The following is a 22,066-nucleotide window of genomic DNA, read 5'->3' as shown; positions in this document are numbered from 1 at the left end:
CCCAAGACAGTATCATCGGACATGCCAGCAAAAAGATCAGTTTATTTGCAGCGCAAGAAGGGGCACGACTCTATGCAGGGAAAGGCAAGATTGAGATTCAAGCTCAAGGAGATGGTGCTGATCTGATTGCAAGAAAGGGTGTGCAGATTATTTCCACTGAAGATACGATTTATATCACCAGTCCCAATGAAATTAATCTAACTGCAGGCGGCTCTCAAGTGAAACTAAATGGTTCAGGGGTATTCCCAACCACAGGAGGCAAGTTTGAGGCGAAAGCGGGGCAACATAAGTTTACTTCACCAGCCTCGGTTAATCTTCCTGCATTAAATTTACCTGATTGTTCAGCGAAGCAAGGTCAAGCTGCAGAGTTGGGTTCTGCCAAGGTGATTTTATGAGTAGTTTTTATTTGGTCAATGAAATTAAAAATTACTCTACAGATAAAATCTTTGAAGGTATGAGCGCTCTTTTTGATAGAACTGGTCGATTATTGATTTTAGTTGATGAAACTTTAGAGGCTGATAGCTTTAGTGAGATAAAAAGCTGCTTAAAAGAAGAGAATATTATTTATTTACCTTTAGCTCAGGGGAATAATCCAAAAAATACTAATTTATTTTTTTTGGAAATAAACAAGAAAGATGTACTAGAAAAAGTTGGGAAAGAAATCGCTGAAAAAATTTCCAATAATTTTGAAGTTCAAAATGATAAATATTTAGTACATGGATTTGGGACAAGTATACTTGATAATAATAAAATAAATGAAAAATTCAAAAGTAGTGTGGTCGTTCAAGATCTAAATTCAAAAATTTTATTCCGTTGGTATGATCCTAGAGTTTTGATTTATTTAGATCAAATATTCAAGGAAAATGAGTTTAATAGTTTATTAGATATATTTGAGAGTTGGAATTTTGTACATCCAATGGGGTATTTTAGTTGGTCTAAAAATCATAATAATGGATTGATCTCAAAAAAAATTCATAAGCTATCTCGAGAGCAATCTATAGCATTGGATCTTATTGAAATTAGTAATCTAGTGTACGTTGAAGCGCACAAGAACCATTCTATAGATAGGAAGAATATAAACTCTAAAAATATATTTTTGAATTTATTCACAGCACATGAAGAGCATGAAATTCATAAATATGCTGATTTGTATAGTTATGGTTTGTATGCAGAAATTTTAGGAAGATATTTTTTTCACCATCCATTAGTAAAAAAAGTTTTAGATCAATATTGGATGAAAGATTCAAATGACTATGATTTTAATGAAGCGATGAGTTTAATTGATCAAGATGACTGGATTTCAATAAGAGAAGATGTAAATAATTTAGAGAGAAGCATCCATGGGTAATGAAAAAAGAATTAATACAATTAGTTTAGAAAATCCTTTAGAACGTGCTAAGGGCGTTAAAGTAGATGCAACAGCTTTAGAAAAATGGATAAAAACAACACAGACAAATCAAAAAGTCATATTAGATCCAAAGCAAGCCAAGACTAATTTAGAAAAGGCTGCGCAGAAGAATAAACCATCGCTTGGACCTATACCAAATAATAAAACAACAGCTGCAGCGAAGGGAAATGCAAAGGAGTGTCCTAATTTTTGTAGAAAACCAGGGTTTCATATTCTACCACTTCGTTACTCAGTTGCCGAAAGCGCACCGGCACTACATAAAAATTTAGGAAAAAATGTTAATAATATTGCTTTAACAAAGCATAAATACACTGTTGAAATGGTTAATACAGGTTATATCTATGCTTTAGTTAAACGTCAGAGTGGACCTATGAGATGGTCTGGTTATATTATCAATAAACAAGGATTCTTGTCATATTTTAATCCAGATAAAGATAAAGCACCACTTTCAGCTCCAAATTTTGCTTGTCAGTCTGGTGAGCATATTATGAAGGCAGGTTTGGTTACTATTGAAGAGATTCCTAACAATCAAGCAAAGGAAGTGTATTTAATATTAACTCATGCACCTATGACTAAACGTAAAAGAGATGAATATTTAAAAAATGCAGATAAATTCGTATCGGAGGGAAAATGGCAAAAATTAGGAGTAGCCAATTGGCGAGGCGGGAATACATCACAAAGTCATTGTTTCCCCATTTCCAATGTTTCAACGATTAACAAGAAAGAGGTATATGGAAAACGACTTGGAAATACTCAAGAACGCTTTTCTAAATATGGTTTGGCAATAGCATGTATGGCTTTTTACGATCCTATTGGTATAACAAGAACGTTAAATGATAATAGGAACATAAAGTCTTTTGGAAATATTGATTCATTTTTGAATAAGAAAGAAAATGGAACTACCAACAATCATAAATTACAAACCGTAAATTTAATTGATAACATAGAAAAAGCGATCAAAGAAAAAATAATAAAAATTAAATTTGATCGTATTGATGCTCCGAAAAACATAGCCAAGGGGCATTTTGAGCATGATAGTAGAATAATTTTAACAAGAGAACAAAGAGCACAAATTTCTAAAAATATAGAAGAGAAGCATGAAAAGAGTATAGATGTCTTTGCGCAAAGAACAAAAGCTCAAATAGAAGCAGTGGTTGAAACTGAAGAGGGGTTAAAAAAATATCAGCAACATTTGGATATGGTAAAGGTTAGTAATTTTAAATCTAAAATAGATGAGTTATCTGCAAATAGTTATGATAAAGCAATTACCTACCAAAGTGATCATTATAGTTGGCTTGTTTCTAATAATTTAATAAATGCATTACATTGCTTTGATGATAATGAAAAATTAGTAGAAGGTGAAGTAGTAGATAATAGTAATGGTTTTCTATTTCACATATTAGTTTTAGATTTCATGAATGGTATGAGATTTTTGAAGAAAGGTGATTCTCTATTAGATGAATGGATTAATAGTAATAAGGTTGATGCTAGAAATTTATTTTTAAGAGCTTATTGTTATAATAATAAGAGGTTGATTGAAAGTTATAATAGTACTTTTTCTAATAGTGAAGCTGGGAAAACTGTCTTAGATTATTCAAAACCAATTTTTGGTTTATTCAAAAGCGCAGATGATTGCTTTGATCAGTGGCTAAACCTAAATCAAACAAAAACTTTTTTAAACTCTTCAGGATTCAAATCAACAGATAAAATGTTTTATTGGATGTCTTTGATGCTTAACAGTGCACTAATGACATTTTCTGATCTAAAAGCTAGAACTATATCAATTAGTAGTATTCCTATCATTGCTCGAGAGGCTACAAAAACACATGTTGTGGGATTGTTTTATTTAAGAAGTGGTGATTTTGCACAACACATCAATTTAGCACAACTGATGCATAATCATGATTTTCGTTCTGCTGCACTTGAATCATTACCTAAGTCAAGTGGAGATAAACCATTTACTTATAGAAATGTTAGTGCTCAGAATATAAGTAATGTAACTCAACTTTCAATTAAAAATAAAATTGAAACGAGTAAAAATAGAATTCTTGCTGTTGTTGGAGTTTTTGAGTTATTGAATTTTTATTTTCAATATGACGCTTGGAAAGCTGATTTAAAAAATAAACCAGAGTTGTTAGTCCAACTTGTAGCTGCTTCATTAACAACATCATCTGTCATGTTAGAAATGCTTGGAGAGAGGTGGAGTCATTCACCAGTATTAATTAAAGATGTCAATTCACTACGAACTTTAGCTGGTAGTTTTGGAACCGTTGCAAGTTTTCTAAGTTTCTACGTTGATGGTAAAAAGTTTGCTGAATCCTCATCTAATACTGTTAAAGTCATAGTTGCACTAAATATTAGTGCAAATGCTGCATTTGCTATTGGACAAATTGGAGGTATGGGTAGTGCAGTCGCTAAATATACTCATAATGAAGTGATCAAGCGATCTTTTCTAAAATTTTCTGAAACTAGAATGATATCTTTTTTAATGGGTACAAGAGTGATATTTGGTTTGAATTTATTTGTTTTAAGTTTGTTTCTTCTCGAGGCATTTTTGAAAAAAGTTTTTTTAGATAATGCTTTGGAAGATTGGTGTCAAAAATCATCTTTCCGTAAGTCCAATAGTAAAGAAAAACAATTTAAAAATGAAAGTGAAGAGTATGAAGAGTTTGTGAAATCAATAGGGAGTGTTTAAATGTCAGATTTGATCAAAATTGAAGGTAGGCTCAAAAAACTTGAGATTAGAGAAGGTACATTAAATGCTTTTAGTGCTAAAGGGGATTCACAAATTATTGCTTCAGCAGTATTAGGAACTATTACAGAAAGTATTGCGTTATCTGCGCAATCGGTATATTTAGCATCAAGAAGTAGACTAAATGTTCAATCGGTAGTTATGGAGTTAGATGGTAAGGTTTTAGTAGGACAATTTCATAAAGTACTTTTCAAGCCAGGTGAATATTTAATTTGTACATTAAAGAGATTAGATGATAATACCTATGAATTGTTTTCTGTTTTAAGTCCTGAAACCGGTCTATTACATATGCAAGTGGGTATGGGAGAATCGCTTGCAAAACATAAAGCTGGAGTGCATAAAGAAAAAATAGTTTGGTATGCCATTTCAATGCTAATTACAGGTATAGTAATCTTCACATTTGATAGTATTAATCTACAAAATATTATTATTTTTTTTATTTCAGGGATTGTATTTTATTTTATATTTTCCTTTATCATAAAAAAAGCTTCTGATTCTTTGGAGTCTCTTCTTGAAAGCTCAGAGGAGATTTTTAAATTATATGGGTTTAATAATCCCCAAAATCTTAGTCTTTTAAAAAACCGCTATTTAGATAATGAAAATTCTATTTTATTAGAATCAGTTTATGAGTATAGAAAATCTGTAAGTAATGATCCATATCCTAAAACCTATATTCTAGATAAGGAAAATGCATAATCTAATCAAAATTGAAGGTCGACTAGAGGCTCTAGAAATTCATAATGAAATGATGGGTACTATGGGGTCTGGTCGTGATAGTCAAATTCTGTCCTCAGCACTGCGGGTACGACTGAGAGCTTATCGCTTTCTGCACAGAACCTTTTTTTTGCTTCACAAAGCCGTTTACATGTGCAATGTATTGTGGCAAAAATAGACGATAAAATCTGTATCGGGCAATTTCACCGTGCATTATTAGAAGAAAATGAACAAGTGATTTGTGCAGCTCGACCAGTAAAAGGCAACCTATATGAACTTTATGCGGTATTAAGCCCTAAATCAGGCTTATTGCATATGCCTGTAGGTATGGGAGCGTCTAAAAAAACCTATACAGCTTCAGCAATGAAAGGTGCTCGGTTGAACTAGACAGGTACAGCTATAGGTATGATTTTATTATTTATTTTTATGATAGATTTTGATAAAGAGATTTTTATTATTTGGTTTGGAGTACTATTTGTATTTTATTTTGTGATTATGTTTATCATGAAGGGCGTAATTCGTTCTTTATTACGTTTATCAGAGAAGTCAAAGCAGGCTTTCGAGGTATTGGGGTTTAATAATCCCGAAGAGGTTTTTTTATTACCAAGTCGACTCTTAAGTGTAAAACATTCTTTATTAATTGAAAGCGTATTTGAATACAGAAATGTAATTCAAGATGATCCTTATCCTAAAAATTATTTTGATAAAAATGAAAAAAATTGAAGGTCGGATTGAAAATCTTTTTGTTAGTAAAACAAAATATGACTTTATAAGAAATAGTGGTAAACAAGCAACTATTTCTGCTGCCCTTGGAGCAGCTGTTGGAAGTGCTACATTAGCCTCACAAGCTGTTTTGGTTGCAAATAGTCAATGGGATGTTAAAGAGTGTAGTTTTGAGCTGAATGGAGAAAAATATCAAGGTGTTTTTGAAGATATTTACTTCAATGAAGGGGCTAAATTGATATGTTTGGTACAGGATAATGTTGCTTTAGTTTTAATTGATCCTAAAGATAATAAGATGTACATTCCTATAGGAACTGGTGAAAATATTAAGCAATTGAAAAAAAAATATAGCATTCTTAATTTTTTTTATATTTTTATAATAGTTGTAATTTTTATACTGGTAAAAGAGAATTTGATTTTTAGTTTATTTGGTGGGGCGCTGATTTATCTTATAATATATTTTTTTGTGAGTTTACCAATGTATAAAGCCGAAGAAGGAAAAGGGTATCTTACTGAAAAAATATTAGAATTATTGGGTGTAAATAATATAGATGAAATTAATTTAACTAAAAATTCTTTTGTTGATAAAAATGAACATATGACAAAGTCTTGGGTCATTGAGTATCAAGATGCATTTAAGGAAAATAATCCATATCCAAACGACTATTTTGAGAAAAAATGAAAAAGTCTATTTTATTTATAATTTTAAGTACTCTAATAATTGGTTGTAATAATGACTCTAATTCAAAAAAAAACTCCAGAAAATGAGAGCCAGGATGTCAATACATTTATAAAATCAGAAAACTCCTCTGAGATTTATAAATTAGCAACGACCTATGCTTCTAATGGTGGCAAGGGAAATTTAAAGAAAGCTTATGAACTTTATAATAAGGCAGCAGAACTAGGCTCCACAGATGCTATGTTGGAATTGGGTTTATTGCTTAGAAATGGAAATGAAGTTTTAGCGAGAAATGATGAAGCTTCTACATAATGGTTTATGAAACTAGCTGATAAAGGTGAGGCAGCTGGATTGCATAACGTTGGTGTAGCCTACTATAAGGGGCTCGGGGTTGAGCTGGATAAAAAGAAAGCATATCATTATTTTCTACAATCTGCGGAAAAAGGCTTGTTACAGTCTCAAGTGTTAGTTTAAGGTCTATTATATAATGGAGATGGTGTTAACAAGGATTTAGCTGCTTCATTTGAATGGGCGTTAAAAGCTGCAGAGCAAGGTGATATAGACTCTCAGAATAATGTTGGGTTAGCCTACGAAAGCGGTGAAGGGGTAGAGAAAGATCCTAAACAATCATTTATCTGGTTTAAGAAAGCTGCGGATAATGGACAAGTATTTGCGAATTGTAATGTTGCACTAAAATATTATATTGGTAATGGTGTAAATCAAAATTTAGATGAAGCAATCAAATATGCAGAAGTTGCTTTTAGACAAGGTGATGAAGGTGCTTATCAATTGCTTTCTGAAATTTATAGTGATGATGCGAGCTTGAAATATAATCCAGCTAAAGTAGCTAATTTAAAGAAAGATTATGAAAATCTGAAGAATTAATGTCTTATTGATATTTAGATCAGAGATAAGTAGGACTTGGCTATATTTTTACTGGGATTAATTAACTCTTCCGAAATCAATTAAATAACTTACATAAGTAAAAAAGCCCTTTCGGGCTTTTTCAATTGAAATCAAGGCAATTGCTGAATCGGACTACCACCTAAAGCTTGCAATAACGTCACATAAGCATTGTACTGAGTTTGTTTGGCTTGAACCAAACTTAAACGTGCTTCACGTGTGGTACGTTGTGCATCAATCAAATTCTTAAGTGCAATTGCACCATTTTTATAACGTACTTGTGTGAGTTGTTCAGTTTTCTCAGCGAGTTGAACATTACGTTCTTGTAAAGCGACTTGTTTGTCTATTTCATTGCGTGCAGATAACGCATTTTCAACATCGGCAAAAGCTTTGTATAAGGTCTGACGGTATTGAATAATTGATTTTTCATAATCCAATTCGTTCACACGTAAATCACGTTTCATGTCATTCCATTGCAAGAAGGGTAGTGTAAGACCCGCACCCAATATTGCAGCAGGATTAGACAGGACATTACTCAGCGAAGTGCTTGAGCCTCCAGTAGTTATACTACCCGTTAAATTAATCGAAGGGTAATAACTTGCTTTATTGGCATCTTTATTGGCAAGTGCTTTGCGTAAACGTAACTCGGCTGCTTGCAAATCAGGACGGCGCGATAAAAGCTCAGCTGGTAAGCCCGATTGAATTTGCGGTATGGCAGAGTGTGGTAAGCGCTGTGGCTCCGAGATATTCAACTGTTGTACAGGTTGATTGAGCAATACCGCAAGAGCAGTTCGAGTTTCAACTTTTTGCTGTTCGATCTGGCTTAACGTAGCTTTTTGACTTTGAACAGCTTGTTCAGCTGACGTTAAATCAAGACCTGATACCGCCCCAGCTCGATACTGTGTTTGCACTAATTCATAAGTTTTCTGCGTACTCGCCAAATTTTGTTGAGCCACAGATAGGCGTTCGTTGAGATATCCCAATTGCCAATACAATTGTGCAGTTGTCGCAATCAGGCTTTGTGCAGTGGCTTGTAAATCTTGCTCAGTCGCAAGCGCTTCCCATCGAGATGCTTCAGTTTGATTGGCCAATTTACCGAACAAGTCTAGCTCATAGCTTAAGCCAGGATAGTTCAGTGAAATACCATTTGAAGAATCGCCATCACCATCTAAACTAAAGCGATGACCGACCGATGCACCTGCATTGCTAATACGCACACCTTGCTGACTTTCAGATTGCTTGGCTTGAATGCGTGCTTGTTGCAAATTAATCCCAGCAACAGCTAAATCAGTATTACGGGCAATCACTTGTTCAACCAATTGGTTGAGCTGTGCATCACCAAATAATGTCCACCATTGATCATGAAAAGCCTGTTGGTGGATATTTTGGCTGAGTAGTTGGCTGTTTTGAAAGCCCTGTGGAATATCGACTGCAGGAGCTTGATAAGGCGTTTTCACTACAGCCGCACAACCGACTAAAGAGCCTGTTAATGCTAAGGTCATGAACAGTTTATGAAGTTGATTACGCATAGTTGTACCCTATTATTCTCTTGACAGTGCATCGACAGGATTTAAGCGAGCAGCATTTCGTGCTGGGATAAAACCGAATACGATCCCGATTAAACTTGAACAAACGAATGCGGCTATTATTGATGTGGTTGAATACGCCATTTGGAACGTGCCACCAGCAAAGTGTGTAATCAGCTGACCAATACCTAGTGATAACAACACCCCAAGGATACCGCCTAAAATACAGACCAATACGGCTTCAATCAGGAATTGTTGCAAAATATCGCTTTGTCGAGCACCCACGGCCATTCGCACACCAATTTCTTGCGTTCGTTCAGTGACAGACACCAACATAATGTTCATGACACCGATACCACCAACGACTAAAGAAATCACAGCAATCGCAGAAATAAGTAAAGTCATTGTAGCGGTAGTTTGCTGGATGGTTTCACGAATACTGTCCGCATTTTGTGTGAAGACATCTTGAGCCCCATGACGTTGAACGAGTAAATTCAAGATTGCATTTTCAGCAGCTGTGCTTGAATATTCATCTTTTACACGAACGATGATGCTTCTCACATTCGACTGTCCAAGCATTCGACTCATGACAGTTGAGTAAGGGAGATAGACATTGAGACTATCTGAATTACCCATTGCACCTTGTTGAGCATCTACGATACCAATAATACGACTAGGTACACTGCCCAATAGAATTACTTGACCAATAGGATCCGTACCATCGCTAAAGAATGTCTTTTGGGTATTGGTATCAATCACAACATCTTGGGCTTGTTCAGTAACACTATGTTTGTCAAATGGTTGACCTGATTTAAACGTTAAACCACGCACATAGAAAAAGTCTTCGCTGACACCATTGACCGTTGTGGATGCCTCTACATCTTTATATCTTCCTGTGACAGAACTATTGACTGAAGGACTGACTCCATCGACATAAGGCTGTTCCGCTAATGCATCAGCATCAGCAGGGATTAAGGTCTTGGCCTGAGAAGATCGGGAGTTATCACCAAAACCACGTCCTTGGTAGACCGTAATGGTATTGGTCCCCAAACTACTAATATTTTCTAAAATTTGTTTTTGTGATCCATTACCAAGTGCGACAACCGAAACGACAGATGCGATCCCGATAATGATTCCGAGCATAGTCAAAAAAGTACGCATTCGATGAGCATTCATGGCCAGAAGCGCCATGCGGAAAGCTTCACCTAAACGGTCTAAAGCTGAACGCCAAGACGATGTTTTCTTTTGCTCAGCACGAATCAATTCTTCACGTTCAAAGCCATCATCAATCTCAGGAACATTGGGTTCATCTGAAATAATATTACCGTCTGAAATCTCAATAATACGAGTCGCATTTTTGGCAACATTGTGATCATGAGTAACGAGAATGATGGTATGACCTTTGGCATTCAGCTCGCGTAAAATACGCATCACTTCAATACCGCTGTTTTTATCTAATGCCCCAGTAGGCTCATCGGCGAGAATAACATCACCGCCATTCATCAACGCGCGAGCAATCGAAACACGCTGTTGCTGACCACCTGAAAGTTGACTTGGGCGGTTTTGGGTTTTTTCACCTAGACCTAAATCAGACAAAAGTTGAACCGCACGATCATGGCGTTCAGAAGCATCAGCGCCGGCATAGATCGCAGGGACTTCGACATTACCAGCTGCATTTAAGTCACCAAGTAAATGGTAGCGCTGGAAGATAAATCCGAAATATTCACGGCGTAATTGAGCAAGTTCGTCTGGTTCTAGCTCACGTGTTTCGCGTCCCTTAACCTTGTAGCTACCATTGGTCGGTTTATCTAAACATCCTAAGATGTTCATCAGTGTTGATTTTCCTGAGCCTGATTGACCTACAATGGCAACCAATTCTCCAGGATAAATCTCAAGATTTACCCCTTTTAGAATTTGCACAGTAGATTCACCAGCAGGGAATTCACGGGTCAGGTTTTTGACCTCGAGTAGAGGCATTCTCGTCTGACTCATAATTACATTCTCATTGGGCCAGCGCCACCACGTGCGCCACGTTTAGCTGAGTCATTTGATGAATCAGAGCCATCCGCAATTACAACTTTATCGCCTAATTTTAAACCGCGTAAAACTTGTGCTGTTGCACGGTTATTTAGACCGATAAGAACAGGGGTCGGTTTGGCTGTGCCATCTGCTTGAAGTACGCGTACCATAGCCATGGAAGCTTTACCTTGATCGACTAATGCCTTTTCCTCAGCGGTTAATTCTAAACGCTTAGGACGATCAGCTGATGAACGTTCGGCACGCCCTTTACCACGAGCTTGTTCATTACGTTCTTGGGCATTTGAACCCGCATTTGCACCACGCTGGCGAGCAGGACGATTAGAGCTTTGAACAGCAGAAGATGGAATAGTCAGTGCATTCTTTACTTCATCTAACACGATATAAACTTGAGCAGTCATATCAATACGCAATTTTCCATCTTCATTAGGAACATCGAATAGAGCGTTGTAATACACAGCTGTGCTTGATGAAGATGAATTTGAGTTGTTGGTTTCTGTATTGATTGAGTTAGGTGCAGGTTCAACTTGACGCAGTGTTGCGTAATGCTTTTTCTCGCTATTACCTAAAGTAGTGAAATAAACAGTTTGACCTTCCTCAACACGCATAACATCTGCTTCAGAAATTTCAGCCTTAACCGTCATGGTGTCAAGTTTTGCTAATTTCACGATGGTTGGCGCGCTTTGATTCGCGTTCACTGTTTGACCTTCTTCAGTCACAATTGCCACAATTGTGCCATCCATCGGAGCAACGATACGGGTATAGCCTAAATCTTCTTTAGTCGTAGCCAGTGATAAACGAGATTGCTCGATTTGAGCATTCATCGCGACGATATCGGCTTGAGCAGTTTTATAACTTGCTAATGCGGACTCATATTCGGCACGAGAAGTTGCATCTTGGGCATACATGGCTTTTTGGCGATTATATTCCGCCTCAACTTTAGTCAGATTTGCTTGTTTGACTGCCAATTGAGCCAACTGATTTTTAATACTGGCTTCAGCTGTTTTTAGATCATTTTCCTGACGAACGGAATCGATTTGAGCAATCAGTTGACCTTGTTTAACTTGATCGCCCAGTTGTACATACATTTTTTTCACCTGACCTGAAACCTGTGCACCAACGCTAACCATTTTGGTCGCTTCTAATACACCTGTTGCAAGGACAGAGTTTTCAATATCACCACGTGTCACTTCAGCGGTAATAAACTGAGGTTGCTCATCTTTAGGTTTAAAAAAATACCAAGCTAAAGCGATAGCTGCAATCGTAATGATCGCGATGATAATCAATTTCGTTGGTTTTATTTTTTGCATGGCGATATTGAAAAATGACGGAAATTGAGAGAATTATAATGATGAAATAAGGATAAAAAGTGTATTTTTCTTAAATAAAATCAATAATCATTTTTATAGTTATAAATAGACCTTGCTCGTTAACTAAGCAAACAAGGTTTTTCCACATAATTCAGCAATGGCTTGTTGCATGAGATGTTCTGGATTTTCGATATTTTTGCCTTTGATGGCAGCATCGATTCTTAATAGCAACTGTGGCCATGTGAGAAATTGCTTGGGATTAAGGCGTCGCAAGGCTTGTTGATAAAGACTGACTTTGGTTTTCCAGATGCCGAGTTGTAATGCATTTTGTGGTTGCTCAAAAAGTTGCATCAGTAAGCGCATTTCTTTGCTTACCGTCCATAAGACCAAACTATGTGGTTCGCCAGCTTCGACTAAATATTGGTATATTTTGATCGCTTGGCTTAGGTTGCCTGAAATTAATGCATCGCTTAAGTCAAAAGTGGTATAGCGTGATTGATCTTGTAAGCATTCGAGCAAATGTTGCATTTCAAGATGCTGTACATCGGGGAACGTGTCTGCCAGACGCATTAAGCTGTTTTTAGCAGCCAATAAATTATGTTCGTGGTGGACTTCGAGCCATTGCCATGCATCTTGGCTCAGTTGAATCCCAATTTTATCAGCTTCTATGCTGAGTATACGCTGACGATCTTGCGCATAAGTTGCTGTAAGAGGAACCAAGACGCCATTGGCTTCAATCGTTTGAAAAAACGCCGACTTTAAGCTACTGCTATCTTGCTTAGGCATAATGATCAACAACAAGTTGTGTTCATTATGCTGGATATAATGCTTGAGTAACTTTAACGCATTGGCATCTGGCTTAATGTTGCCATGGACCTCTACTGCGAGATTTTGTGAAAAAAGAGAAAGGCTGTTGAGTGCATTAAATACATTTTTCCAATCAGCAACGCTTTGGATGTCATAGCGTTCTCTTTCCACGTGATTGATGATCCAACTTTGACGGAAAGCATCTAAAAGATTTTGCTCAAGTAAAGGTTCTTGACCATGTAATACCCATGCACCACGTGCTTCGTTTACACGTTTTAATGCTTGTAGATAATCTAACTTCATTCTGAGTTACGGATTTTCAGAGGCAGTAGGTTCAAAAGTTTGTTGCACAGGTAACAGTACATTTGCTTCTGCTTTTGGCAGACGGTTTGCAGCAATTTGACGAGAGATCTGTTGAGCGACATCGTCAATTAAGATTTCACTGAGATATTTATTTTGTTGATCATCTGTGTTCACGGTTGCAACGTTATATTGATATGTACGTGTCGCAGTTAAAGTTCGAGGTTTTGTCACCAAGTTACCTTGACGATCTTCGATTTGGAAAGTCACAGAAAGTCTGAGTAGAACTTCAATGAGTTTGCCGTTGAGCTCATGGCGAATTGGTTTATAGTCAATGATACGCAATACATATGCATCGTTAGAGTTACTTAGTTGCACACCTGCAGCAGTGAGATAAACACTGAGTTTACGCTCTAAATCAGAAGTATTGGCAGGGAGTGCTAATTCAAGCTTTGTATAAGCCAGTGGCGTTGAAGTTGGATTGGTCCCTTTTAGATGAAATCCACAGCCGACCATAGTTGCGCTTAAGCCTAAAGTTAGAACAGCAATAGCTAAACGTTTGCTCAAATGCATTGTAGATCCTCTGTGTATTTCCTGAGACTCAGGATAAATTTTGAATATTCTGATTGTATGTGCAAAGCCCGTTGACTGGCAACGGGCTTTGTTTGGGAATTGTGAAATCCTTATATTCCCCTCTTTTTAAAAGAGGTGAGAAGCAATGATTCGCAATGGAAATTAAATCCCTCCAAACCTCCCTTTCTTGCGCTTTGATCTAAAGCTGTGCTTTATATCTTACTCAGGGAGGCTTTAAGGTTCTTAAACCACCAAATTCACTAATTTATTCGGAACAACGATTTCTTTCTTGGTTGGACCTGTTAAGAATTGTTGTACTTCAGGCAATGCTTTTGCTTGCGCCAGAATGTCATCTTTCGATGCATCTACAGACACTTCAAGTTTGCCACGAAGCTTACCGTTCACTTGAACCACAATGGTTTGTGTATTACGTGTTAATGCAGATTCATCCACTTGAGGGAATAATGTTGCATTTAACTCGATACCAAACTGCGCCAATAACGTTTCACTTAAATGCGGTGCAAATGGAGCAAGTAAAGTTAAAAGCGTTGTAATAGATTCACGTGCAACAGCAACATCATTGTCATCTTTCGCTTCAAACTTATTGTTTGCATTCAGAAGTTCCATCATCGCTGCAATCGCAGTGTTAAATGCATGACGACGTTCGATGTCATCACCCACTTTTTGGATGGTTTCGTGAGTCTTACGACGTAAGTCTTGAGCCGCAGTTGAAAGCGCAGCTTTATCAATCGCTGATGCAGTATTACCTTGTTCAAGGAAACCCGTTGCCAAGCGCCATACACGTTTTAAGAAGCGGTTTGCACCTTCCACACCTGCATCTGACCATTCAAGTGATTGATCAGGTGGTGCAGCGAACATCATAAATACACGTGCAGTATCTGCGCCGTATTGGTCAATAATAGATTGTGGGTCGATACCATTATTTTTCGATTTCGACATTTTTTCTTGACCGCCAACGATAACGTCTTGACCATCACCTTTGTATTTTGCAGATGTGATACGACCTTTTTCATCACGCTCAAGTTCGATGTCAGCAGGGTTGAACCAGGTTTTTTTACCTGATTCAGATTCGCGGTAATAGGTATCAGCAAGTACCATACCTTGCGTTAACAAGTTGGTGAATGGTTCGTTACCTTGTACTACACCTTCATCACGCATCAATTTGTGGAAGAAACGTGCATATAACAAATGCAGAATCGCGTGTTCAACACCACCGATGTATTGGTTTACAGGAAGCCAAGTTTGACCTGCTTCAGGTTTAACCATACCACCAGTAAAATCTGGAGATGCATAACGCGCATAGTACCAAGAAGATTCTACAAACGTATCCAATGTATCTGTTTCACGACGTGCATCGCCACCACAGCATGGGCACTTAGTTTCATAGAATTCAGGCATTTTATTCAGTGGGTTACCTGAACCATCTGGCACGACATCTGTTGGAAGTACTACAGGAAGTTGATCTTCAGGTACTGGTACTTGACCACAGGTGTCACAGTTGATCATTGGAATTGGACAACCCCAATAACGTTGACGAGAAACACCCCAGTCACGTAAACGGAATTGAACTTTTACATTGGCAAGACCTTGAGGTTCTAGTTTCGCTAAGAATGCATCGAATGCACCTTGGAAATCTAAACCGTCAAATTCACCTGAATTAACCAGTTTGCCGTCTTTTGAGCCGTACCATTCTTGCCACTGAGTTGCATCAAAGTCTGCATCATCAGCACCTTTAGCATCAATCACTTGCTTGATGGTTAAACCATATTTATTGGCAAATTCAAAGTCACGTTCATCGTGTGAAGGCACCGCCATCACCGCACCTGAACCGTATGACATCAATACATAGTTTGCGATCCAAACAGGAACTTCTTCACCTGTTACAGGGTGCTTAACTGACAAACCTGTTGCCATGCCTTTCTTTTCAGCAGTAGCGAGGTCGGCTTCTGCCACAGAACCCATACGGCATTCTTCAATAAATGCAGCAAGTTCAGGATTATTTTCCGCAGCTTTAAGCGCCATCGGGTGTTCTGCTGCAACTGCAACATAAGTTACACCCATTAAAGTGTCAGCACGTGTAGTAAATACAGTTAGGCCATCTGCATAAATTTCAGGATTTGCTGAAGGGAAGGTGATTTCCATCCCTTGTGAGCGACCAATCCAGTTACGTTGCATGGTCAACACTTGTTGTGGCCAACCGTCTTTTAAGGTATCTAAATCGTCAAGTAATTCTTGTGCATAATCGGTAATGCGGAAGTAGTACATTGGAATATCACGTTTTTCAACCAATGCACCTGAACGCCAACCACGACCATTTTCTACTTGTTCATTTGCAAGTACAGTTTGGTCTACAGGGTCCCAATTTACCGTTGAAAGCTTACGGTAGATTAAGCCTTTTTTATAAAGCTGAACGAATAACCATTGTTCCCAGCGATAATATTCTGGTGTACACGTTGCAAATTCACGATCCCAATCAACCGCAAGACCTAATTTTTTAAGCTGATTACGCATGTAATCGATATTTTCAAAGGTCCATTTTGCCGGTGCAACTTGGTGTGCAATCGCAGCATTTTCAGCAGGTAAACCAAACGCATCCCAACCCATTGGTTGTAATACAGTTTCACCTTTTAAACGGTGGAAGCGGCTGATCACGTCACCAATCGTGTAGTTACGTACATGACCCATATGCAGTTTGCCACTTGGGTAAGGGAACATCGAGAGGATATATCGACGTGGACCTTCTACAGTGTCGGCAACTTTAAAGGCTTTGCGAGATTCCCAGTTCTGTTGAACTTGGGGCTCAATCGCACTGGCTTGGTATTCAGAGTCAATGTGAGTAGTCATATACGTAATACAAGAGAACGGTTAAAAAATTTAGCGCACAGCATAGCGCAAAACGCACCTAAAAGTGAATTTTACAGACTGAAAATGGATGCAAAACTTAAATTAAGATCAAAAAGACAATTTCACTCATTTGAAACTTGAGTTTCGCTTAATGGAGCAGCATTTGTGTTTTGTGACTCAGTATTTGAAGCACCGTTTGTTTGCTGTTGCGTTGGTATCGTTTGAGTCTGTGAGGTTTGAGGAGCTTTGCTCGGATTTGTATTGGTATTGACTGATGTTGTTGGTGCTTTCCAACCATATGTTTCAACTTTACCTTTCTTTTTTGCTGATTTTGGTGGCGGGGTAGTGGTGTAGTGGGTTGAACCATTTTGATCGACCCATTTGTAATATTCTTTTGCCTGCACCATAGATGAATAAATAGAAACGAAAACAACCGTTGATGCTAAACAAGAAAGTTTTAAAGATGATGCTAGTGAATTCATGACTTCACCTATAAAGAAATATGAGGGGAGTGAGTTCTTTTACACGTTTATATCGCAGCATTTTGCTGGATACTGATGAAGATTAATTGGTTTTATTTTAATCAAAAAAATCATTTTGCGTATAAATTGTTTTATATAAATATTAAAAATAAGTGTTTGAAATTTTTTTTATAAATCACCCAACCAAAAGTTATCGTTTGAAAAATAATCGGTTGGTAAATAAACAATAAAAAGGTTTCGGCAAACCTTGACTTTGGTCGTGAAAAAACTAAAAATGCTGCTCTAGTTTTATATGTTTTGTTCGATCACCCTTCGAATAAATATCATAGCTTGCAATAACGTTGTCTCTAAGCCGAGACAATGAAATAGCAGAAATATGTTTATCCCAACATATTGAATATGCAGTCGCAACTCAAACGGTTGCGATCGAAAAATTTTATTATTGCAGCAAAAACGATGAAATATGTGTGCTATAACAGTGCATACAAACGAATGAATGAAACACGACTTATGTCTCCCATAAACGTCGTGGAAATAAGATTAGGGTGAATACGTTGGAACTTTTATCTGGTGGTGAAATGCTTGTTCGCGCATTGGCGGACGAAGGCGTTGAACATGTTTTTGGATATCCAGGCGGCGCAGTTTTACACATTTACGACGCGCTATTCAAACAAGACAAAATTAATCATTACCTCGTGCGTCATGAGCAAGCTGCTGGTCATATGGCAGATGCATACTCGCGCGTAACAGGTAAGACAGGTGTTGTACTGGTGACTTCGGGTCCAGGTGCGACTAACACTGTGACACCAATTGCGACAGCTTACATGGACTCAATCCCAATGGTGATTTTGTCTGGTCAGGTTGCAAGCCATTTGATTGGTGAAGATGCATTCCAAGAAACGGATATGGTGGGTATTTCTCGTCCAATCGTTAAACACAGTTTCCAAGTGCGTCATGCGAGTGAAATTCCAGCGGTTATTAAAAAAGCTTTCTATATCGCGTCATCAGGTCGTCCAGGTCCTGTGGTTGTTGATATTCCAAAAGATGCAACAAACCCTGCTGAAAAATTTGCATACGAATATCCTGAAAAAGTAAAAATGCGCTCTTACCAGCCGCCACACCGTGGTCATACTGGTCAGATCCGCAAAGCTATTGATGAATTGATCAATGCTAAACGTCCTATTATTTATACGGGCGGTGGTGTTGTTCAAGGCAATGCATCACATTTATTGACTGAATTAGCACATCTATTGGGTTATCCAGTAACCAATACATTGATGGGGCTAGGTGCATTCCCTGGTAATGATCCTCAATTTATTGGTATGTTGGGTATGCATGGGACATATGAAGCGAACATGACCATGGGTCACGCTGATGTGATTCTATGTGTTGGCGCACGTTTCGATGACCGTGTAACCAATAATCCTGCAAAATTCTGTCCAAATGCGAAAGTGATTCACATTGATATCGATCCTGCGACGATTTCAAAAACAATCATGGCGCATATCCCAATCGTGGGTGCGGTAGAGCCAGTTCTTCAAGAAATGTTAGCGCAATTAAAACAGCTGAATATTTCTAAGCCGAACCCTGAAGCTATTGCGGATTGGTGGAAACAAATCAATGAGTGGCGTCAGGTTCATGGTTTGAAATATGAAAAACCAACTGACGGTACGATGAAACCTCAACAAGTTGTTCAAGCTTTAGATAAAGTAACGAACAGCCAAGCAATCATCACTTCTGACGTTGGTCAACATCAGATGTTTGGTGCGTTGTATTACAAATACACACGTCCACGTCAATGGATTAACTCAGGTGGCTTAGGCACGATGGGTGTTGGTCTTCCATATGCGATGGCGGCTAAGCTTGCATTCCCTGACCAACAAGTTGTTTGTATTACAGGTGAAGCATCCATTCAGATGTGTATCCAAGAGCTCTCAACATGTAAGCAATATGGCCTAAATGTTAAAATCTTGTGCTTAAACAACCGTGCTTTAGGTATGGTGAAGCAATGGCAAGATATGAATTATGAAGGTCGTCACTCAAGTTCATATGTTGAGTCATTGCCTGACTTTGCGAAGTTGATGGAAGCTTACGGACATGTAGGTATTCAAATTGATCATGCGGATGAGCTTGAATCGAAGCTTGCAGAAGCAATGGCGATTAATGATAAATGTGTATTCATCAACGTGATGGTTGACCGTACTGAGCATGTTTATCCGATGTTAATCGCGGGTCAATCTATGACAGATATGTGGTTATCTAAAGGGGAGCGCACAGCATGAGACATATCATCTCTGTTCTCATTGAGAACGAATCTGGCGCGCTTTCACGTTTAGTGGGTTTGTTCTCACAACGTGGTTATAACATTGAAACTTTGAACGTTGCGCCAACAGAAGACCCAACAATGTCTCGTTTGACATTGACGACTTATGGTGATGATCACAAGATTGAGCAAATCACAAAACAACTCAACAAACTTGTTGAAGTGGTTAAAGTGGTTGACCTTTCTGAAGGTTCACACATTGAACGTGAATTGATGTTAATCAAAGTAAAAGCTTTGGGTTCTGCGCGTGCTGAAATTAAACGCACAGCAGATATCTTCCGCGGACAAATCGTGGATGTAACACCAACGACTTACACGATTCAAATCGCGGGTACAACTGAGAAAATTGATGGTTTTATTGATGCTTTGGCAGAGAATACCATTCTTGAAGTTGTACGTTCAGGTGTGTCTGGTATCGCACGTGGCGAAAAAGTTTTAACAATCTAATTTTTTATTAACAAATTCTTCCCTCCTCCGAGAGGAGGGGGTTGGCGAACCACATTAACATTCGCTAATCAAACGGAAGCCAAAGCATTTTAGCGGAGACAGCAATGCAAATTTTTTATGATAAAGACTGCGACTTATCTATCATCCAATCTAAGAAAGTAGCAATCATTGGTTACGGTTCACAAGGTCACGCTCACGCGCTTAACCTTAAAGATTCTGGCGTTGACGTAACTGTTGGTTTACGTGCTGGTTCTGCTTCTTGGAAAAAAGCTGAAAATTCTGGTCTTAAAGTTGCTGAAGTTCCTGCTGCTGTAGCTCAAGCTGACGTAGTAATGATCTTGACTCCAGATGAATTCCAAGCTCAACTTTACCGTGATGTAATTGAGCCAAACATCAAGCAAGGTGCTACTCTTGCATTTGCTCATGGTTTCTCTGTTCTTTATAACCAAGTTGTTCCACGTGCTGACTTAGACGTAATCATGGTTGCTCCAAAAGCACCTGGTCACACTGTACGTTCTGAATATCAACGTGGTTCAGGTGTTCCTGATCTTATCGCGATTCACCAAGATGCTTCTGGTAATGCACGTAACCTTGCGCTTTCTTACGCTTCAGGTGTTGGTGGTGGTCGTACAGGTATTATCGAAACTTCTTTCCGTGAAGAAACTGAAACTGACCTTTTCGGTGAGCAAGCAGTTCTTTGTGGTGGTGCTGTTGAATTGGTTAAAATGGGCTTCGAAACTCTTGTTGAAGCTGGTTATGCGCCAGAAATGGCTTACTTCGAATGTCTACACGAACTTAAATTGATCGTTGACTTAATGTTCGAAGGCGGTATCGCGGACATGAACTACTCTGTATCTAACAATGCTGAGTACGGTGAATACGTTACTGGTGTTGAAGTAATCAACGAACAGTCTCGTGAAGCGATGCGCAATGCGCTTAAACGTATTCAATCTGGTGAATATGCGAAGATGTTCATCCAAGAAGGTGCGTTGAACTACCCATCTATGACTGCTCGTCGTCGTCAAAATGCTGCTCACGGTATCGAAGTAACTGGTGCTAAATTGCGTGCGATGATGCCTTGGATTCAAGCAAACAAAATCGTTGATAAAGAAAAGAACTAAGTTCTAATTTCTAAGTCAAAAAGCCCTTGTTTTTAACAGGGGCTTTTTTTATGTCTTAATTTATAGCTGTAATATTGATACGTGCCTAAAGAGAAATAAAGCATCGCTTTATGTCTCTTTCGTACCTTGGATTCAAACAAACAAAATCGTTGATCAAGAGAAAACAAATTTTCTTATCTAGCTGATTTTTATGCTATAAAACCCTGCGAAAGCGGGGTTGTTTTTATTGGATAAGAAAAATGATTTTATATAAATATGTGAGTTTTGATTCTGGGTTAAGAATTTTAGAAAATAATACGATAGGGTTTACTCACCTCAATGATTTTAATGATCCTTTTGAAAGCACTGCATTTGGTTTTAAAGATAGAGATGGCTTCCTCAGTAAAGGAGGGCAAAACAGTGCTTTTCGTAATAATTTTTCAAAAAAATATGCCTCGCTTAGTCTCACAATGAATCCTTTAGACCCACTTATGTGGGCGCATTATGGCGCCTCTCATACTGGATTGGCTATTGGATTTGACGTAGATGAAGCTGGTTTTAATGATGAAGGCTTTATTATTAAAGCTCATCAAGGAAAAATGGAATATTTTGAACAAGAGCCTGAAAGTAATTATATTCCGAATCAGGATGATTTGCTAAATATAGGCAATGATGAATACTATTCGCTAAATAAAAGCTGCGGTCATTTATTAAAACGAGCTTTTTTACATAAGCAAATTTGTTGGCTGTATGAGCACGAAGTAAGAGTAGTCAAAAATCTAAAAAGAGCTGACTTAATCAGCTATGCAGGTAAAACCTATAATGATAAAAAAGATTTTAGCAATCAAAATTGGTCTTGTGTGATTCATGATTTTAGACCGTTATATTTATTTCACTTTACATCATCTGCCATCAAAGAAATTTATATTGGTGAAAAGACCCTTTCTAGATTAAAAAGAAGTGATGATGTATTTAACTCAAAGCAAGAAAATGTGTTTAATTCACCAAGAGACTCTTTTAATGGATTAGTTGGAAATTGTAGATTAAGAGGAATCAAAATAAAAAGAGCCACTGTTGACTATGAATCATGGAGTTTAAAGAAAAGTGATATTTAGTT

At 37.9% G+C, this 22,066-nt stretch carries 21 protein-coding genes; 14 read left to right on the top strand and 7 right to left on the bottom strand.

Going from position 1 to position 22,066, the window contains the following annotated elements:
* The 10 genes from AC1M9H_RS10925 to AC1M9H_RS10880 all read left to right on the top strand — a co-directional run.
* A partial coding sequence (locus AC1M9H_RS10925; protein WP_481613383.1) for a DUF2345 domain-containing protein occupies window positions 1–395 on the top strand: 395 nt, incomplete at its 5' end.
* Complete coding sequence (locus tag AC1M9H_RS10920) at window positions 392–1,348, top strand: hypothetical protein (protein WP_481613382.1); 957 nt, start codon at window positions 392–394, stop codon at window positions 1,346–1,348. The genes AC1M9H_RS10925 and AC1M9H_RS10920, both read left to right, overlap by 4 nt.
* Window positions 1,341–4,103 (top strand): T6SS effector BTH_I2691 family protein, encoded by a 2,763-nt coding sequence (locus tag AC1M9H_RS10915; RefSeq protein ID WP_481613381.1) that lies wholly within the window; start codon window positions 1,341–1,343, stop codon window positions 4,101–4,103. Before AC1M9H_RS10920 ends, AC1M9H_RS10915 begins: the two co-directional genes overlap by 8 nt.
* Window positions 4,104–4,856, top strand: a complete 753-nt coding sequence (locus tag AC1M9H_RS10910; protein ID WP_481613380.1) for a putative type VI secretion system effector — start codon at window positions 4,104–4,106, stop codon at window positions 4,854–4,856. It abuts the gene before it with no gap.
* Between the two features lie 183 nt (window positions 4,857–5,039).
* Complete coding sequence (locus AC1M9H_RS10905; RefSeq protein WP_481613379.1) at window positions 5,040–5,261, top strand: hypothetical protein; 222 nt, start codon at window positions 5,040–5,042, stop codon at window positions 5,259–5,261.
* Between the two features lie 18 nt (window positions 5,262–5,279).
* Window positions 5,280–5,597 (top strand): hypothetical protein, encoded by a 318-nt coding sequence (locus tag AC1M9H_RS10900; protein WP_481613378.1) that lies wholly within the window; start codon window positions 5,280–5,282, stop codon window positions 5,595–5,597.
* Entirely contained in the window at window positions 5,584–6,279 is a 696-nt protein-coding gene (locus tag AC1M9H_RS10895) for a hypothetical protein (RefSeq protein WP_481613377.1), read from the top strand. Before AC1M9H_RS10900 ends, AC1M9H_RS10895 begins: the two co-directional genes overlap by 14 nt.
* A 51-nt stretch (window positions 6,280–6,330) precedes the next feature.
* Entirely contained in the window at window positions 6,331–6,588 is a 258-nt protein-coding gene (locus AC1M9H_RS10890; protein WP_481613376.1) for a tetratricopeptide repeat protein, read from the top strand.
* A 6-nt stretch (window positions 6,589–6,594) separates the two neighbouring features.
* Window positions 6,595–6,750: a hypothetical protein gene (locus AC1M9H_RS10885; RefSeq protein ID WP_481613375.1), complete on the top strand. Its 156-nt coding sequence runs from the start codon at window positions 6,595–6,597 to the stop codon at window positions 6,748–6,750.
* A gap of 84 nt (window positions 6,751–6,834) precedes the next feature.
* Window positions 6,835–7,161, top strand: a complete 327-nt coding sequence (locus tag AC1M9H_RS10880) for a tetratricopeptide repeat protein (protein ID WP_481613387.1) — start codon at window positions 6,835–6,837, stop codon at window positions 7,159–7,161.
* A gap of 131 nt (window positions 7,162–7,292) precedes the next feature.
* On the opposite strand, the gene AC1M9H_RS10875 is transcribed toward AC1M9H_RS10880, so the two are convergent.
* From AC1M9H_RS10875 to AC1M9H_RS10845, 7 genes are all read right to left on the bottom strand, one after another.
* Window positions 7,293–8,708, bottom strand: a complete 1,416-nt coding sequence (locus tag AC1M9H_RS10875) for an efflux transporter outer membrane subunit (RefSeq protein ID WP_481613374.1) — start codon at window positions 8,706–8,708, stop codon at window positions 7,293–7,295.
* A gap of 12 nt (window positions 8,709–8,720) precedes the next feature.
* Complete coding sequence (locus AC1M9H_RS10870) at window positions 8,721–10,697, bottom strand: MacB family efflux pump subunit (RefSeq protein ID WP_481591671.1); 1,977 nt, start codon at window positions 10,695–10,697, stop codon at window positions 8,721–8,723.
* 2 nt (window positions 10,698–10,699) lie between these two features.
* On the bottom strand, window positions 10,700–12,052 hold the full coding sequence (locus AC1M9H_RS10865) for a MacA family efflux pump subunit (RefSeq protein ID WP_481613373.1): 1,353 nt from the start codon (window positions 12,050–12,052) through the stop codon (window positions 10,700–10,702).
* Window positions 12,053–12,175: 123 nt separating this feature from the next.
* The gene (holA, locus tag AC1M9H_RS10860; protein ID WP_481589268.1) at window positions 12,176–13,162 is read right to left on the bottom strand and encodes a DNA polymerase III subunit delta; all 987 of its coding nucleotides are present in this window, start codon (window positions 13,160–13,162) and stop codon (window positions 12,176–12,178) included.
* A gap of 6 nt (window positions 13,163–13,168) precedes the next feature.
* Window positions 13,169–13,732: an LPS-assembly lipoprotein LptE gene (locus AC1M9H_RS10855; protein ID WP_035270158.1), complete on the bottom strand. Its 564-nt coding sequence runs from the start codon at window positions 13,730–13,732 to the stop codon at window positions 13,169–13,171.
* Between the two features lie 243 nt (window positions 13,733–13,975).
* Complete coding sequence (gene leuS, locus AC1M9H_RS10850) at window positions 13,976–16,597, bottom strand: leucine--tRNA ligase (protein ID WP_481613372.1); 2,622 nt, start codon at window positions 16,595–16,597, stop codon at window positions 13,976–13,978.
* A gap of 122 nt (window positions 16,598–16,719) precedes the next feature.
* Window positions 16,720–17,079 carry a DUF4124 domain-containing protein gene (locus AC1M9H_RS10845; protein WP_481613371.1) on the bottom strand — a complete coding sequence of 120 codons (360 nt, stop codon included), beginning with the start codon at window positions 17,077–17,079 and terminating at the stop codon, window positions 16,720–16,722.
* Between the two features lie 554 nt (window positions 17,080–17,633).
* Between AC1M9H_RS10845 and AC1M9H_RS10840 the strand changes: the two genes are divergently transcribed.
* The 4 genes from AC1M9H_RS10840 to AC1M9H_RS10825 all read left to right on the top strand — a co-directional run bounded on the left by AC1M9H_RS10840 (window position 17,634) and on the right by AC1M9H_RS10825 (window position 22,064).
* The gene (locus AC1M9H_RS10840) at window positions 17,634–19,361 is read left to right on the top strand and encodes an acetolactate synthase 3 large subunit (protein ID WP_035265632.1); all 1,728 of its coding nucleotides are present in this window, start codon (window positions 17,634–17,636) and stop codon (window positions 19,359–19,361) included.
* Window positions 19,358–19,849, top strand: a complete 492-nt coding sequence (gene ilvN, locus AC1M9H_RS10835) for an acetolactate synthase small subunit (protein WP_035265631.1) — start codon at window positions 19,358–19,360, stop codon at window positions 19,847–19,849. The genes AC1M9H_RS10840 and ilvN overlap by 4 nt, the downstream gene beginning before the upstream one ends.
* Window positions 19,850–19,953: 104 nt before the next feature.
* Complete coding sequence (gene ilvC, locus AC1M9H_RS10830) at window positions 19,954–20,970, top strand: ketol-acid reductoisomerase (protein ID WP_035265630.1); 1,017 nt, start codon at window positions 19,954–19,956, stop codon at window positions 20,968–20,970.
* Window positions 20,971–21,209: 239 nt separating this feature from the next.
* The gene (locus AC1M9H_RS10825; protein ID WP_481613370.1) at window positions 21,210–22,064 is read left to right on the top strand and encodes a DUF2971 domain-containing protein; all 855 of its coding nucleotides are present in this window, start codon (window positions 21,210–21,212) and stop codon (window positions 22,062–22,064) included.
* The last annotated feature ends 2 nt before the right edge of the window (window positions 22,065–22,066 follow it).

The sequence above is a fragment of the Acinetobacter sp. ANC_7512 genome (genome assembly GCF_056779935.1).
Note: the sequence above shows the minus strand (reverse complement) of the source record. Positions and strands in the feature narration are given on the sequence as shown.

Coding starts and splice junctions, on each gene's coding strand:
- AC1M9H_RS10825 (WP_481613370.1), top strand. CDS start 21,210: ATGATTTTATATAAATATGTGAGTTTTGATTCTGGGTTAAGAATTTTA.
- AC1M9H_RS10895 (WP_481613377.1), top strand. CDS start 5,584: ATGAAAAAAATTGAAGGTCGGATTGAAAATCTTTTTGTTAGTAAAACA.
- holA (WP_481589268.1), bottom strand. CDS start 13,162: ATGAAGTTAGATTATCTACAAGCATTAAAACGTGTAAACGAAGCACGT.
- AC1M9H_RS10920 (WP_481613382.1), top strand. CDS start 392: ATGAGTAGTTTTTATTTGGTCAATGAAATTAAAAATTACTCTACAGAT.
- AC1M9H_RS10855 (WP_035270158.1), bottom strand. CDS start 13,732: ATGCATTTGAGCAAACGTTTAGCTATTGCTGTTCTAACTTTAGGCTTA.
- AC1M9H_RS10900 (WP_481613378.1), top strand. CDS start 5,280: ATGATTTTATTATTTATTTTTATGATAGATTTTGATAAAGAGATTTTT.
- AC1M9H_RS10885 (WP_481613375.1), top strand. CDS start 6,595: ATGAAACTAGCTGATAAAGGTGAGGCAGCTGGATTGCATAACGTTGGT.
- AC1M9H_RS10875 (WP_481613374.1), bottom strand. CDS start 8,708: ATGCGTAATCAACTTCATAAACTGTTCATGACCTTAGCATTAACAGGC.
- AC1M9H_RS10870 (WP_481591671.1), bottom strand. CDS start 10,697: ATGAGTCAGACGAGAATGCCTCTACTCGAGGTCAAAAACCTGACCCGT.
- AC1M9H_RS10910 (WP_481613380.1), top strand. CDS start 4,104: ATGTCAGATTTGATCAAAATTGAAGGTAGGCTCAAAAAACTTGAGATT.
- AC1M9H_RS10915 (WP_481613381.1), top strand. CDS start 1,341: ATGGGTAATGAAAAAAGAATTAATACAATTAGTTTAGAAAATCCTTTA.
- AC1M9H_RS10890 (WP_481613376.1), top strand. CDS start 6,331: ATGACTCTAATTCAAAAAAAAACTCCAGAAAATGAGAGCCAGGATGTC.
- AC1M9H_RS10865 (WP_481613373.1), bottom strand. CDS start 12,052: ATGCAAAAAATAAAACCAACGAAATTGATTATCATCGCGATCATTACG.
- ilvC (WP_035265630.1), top strand. CDS start 19,954: ATGCAAATTTTTTATGATAAAGACTGCGACTTATCTATCATCCAATCT.
- AC1M9H_RS10845 (WP_481613371.1), bottom strand. CDS start 17,079: ATGAATTCACTAGCATCATCTTTAAAACTTTCTTGTTTAGCATCAACG.
- ilvN (WP_035265631.1), top strand. CDS start 19,358: ATGAGACATATCATCTCTGTTCTCATTGAGAACGAATCTGGCGCGCTT.
- leuS (WP_481613372.1), bottom strand. CDS start 16,597: ATGACTACTCACATTGACTCTGAATACCAAGCCAGTGCGATTGAGCCC.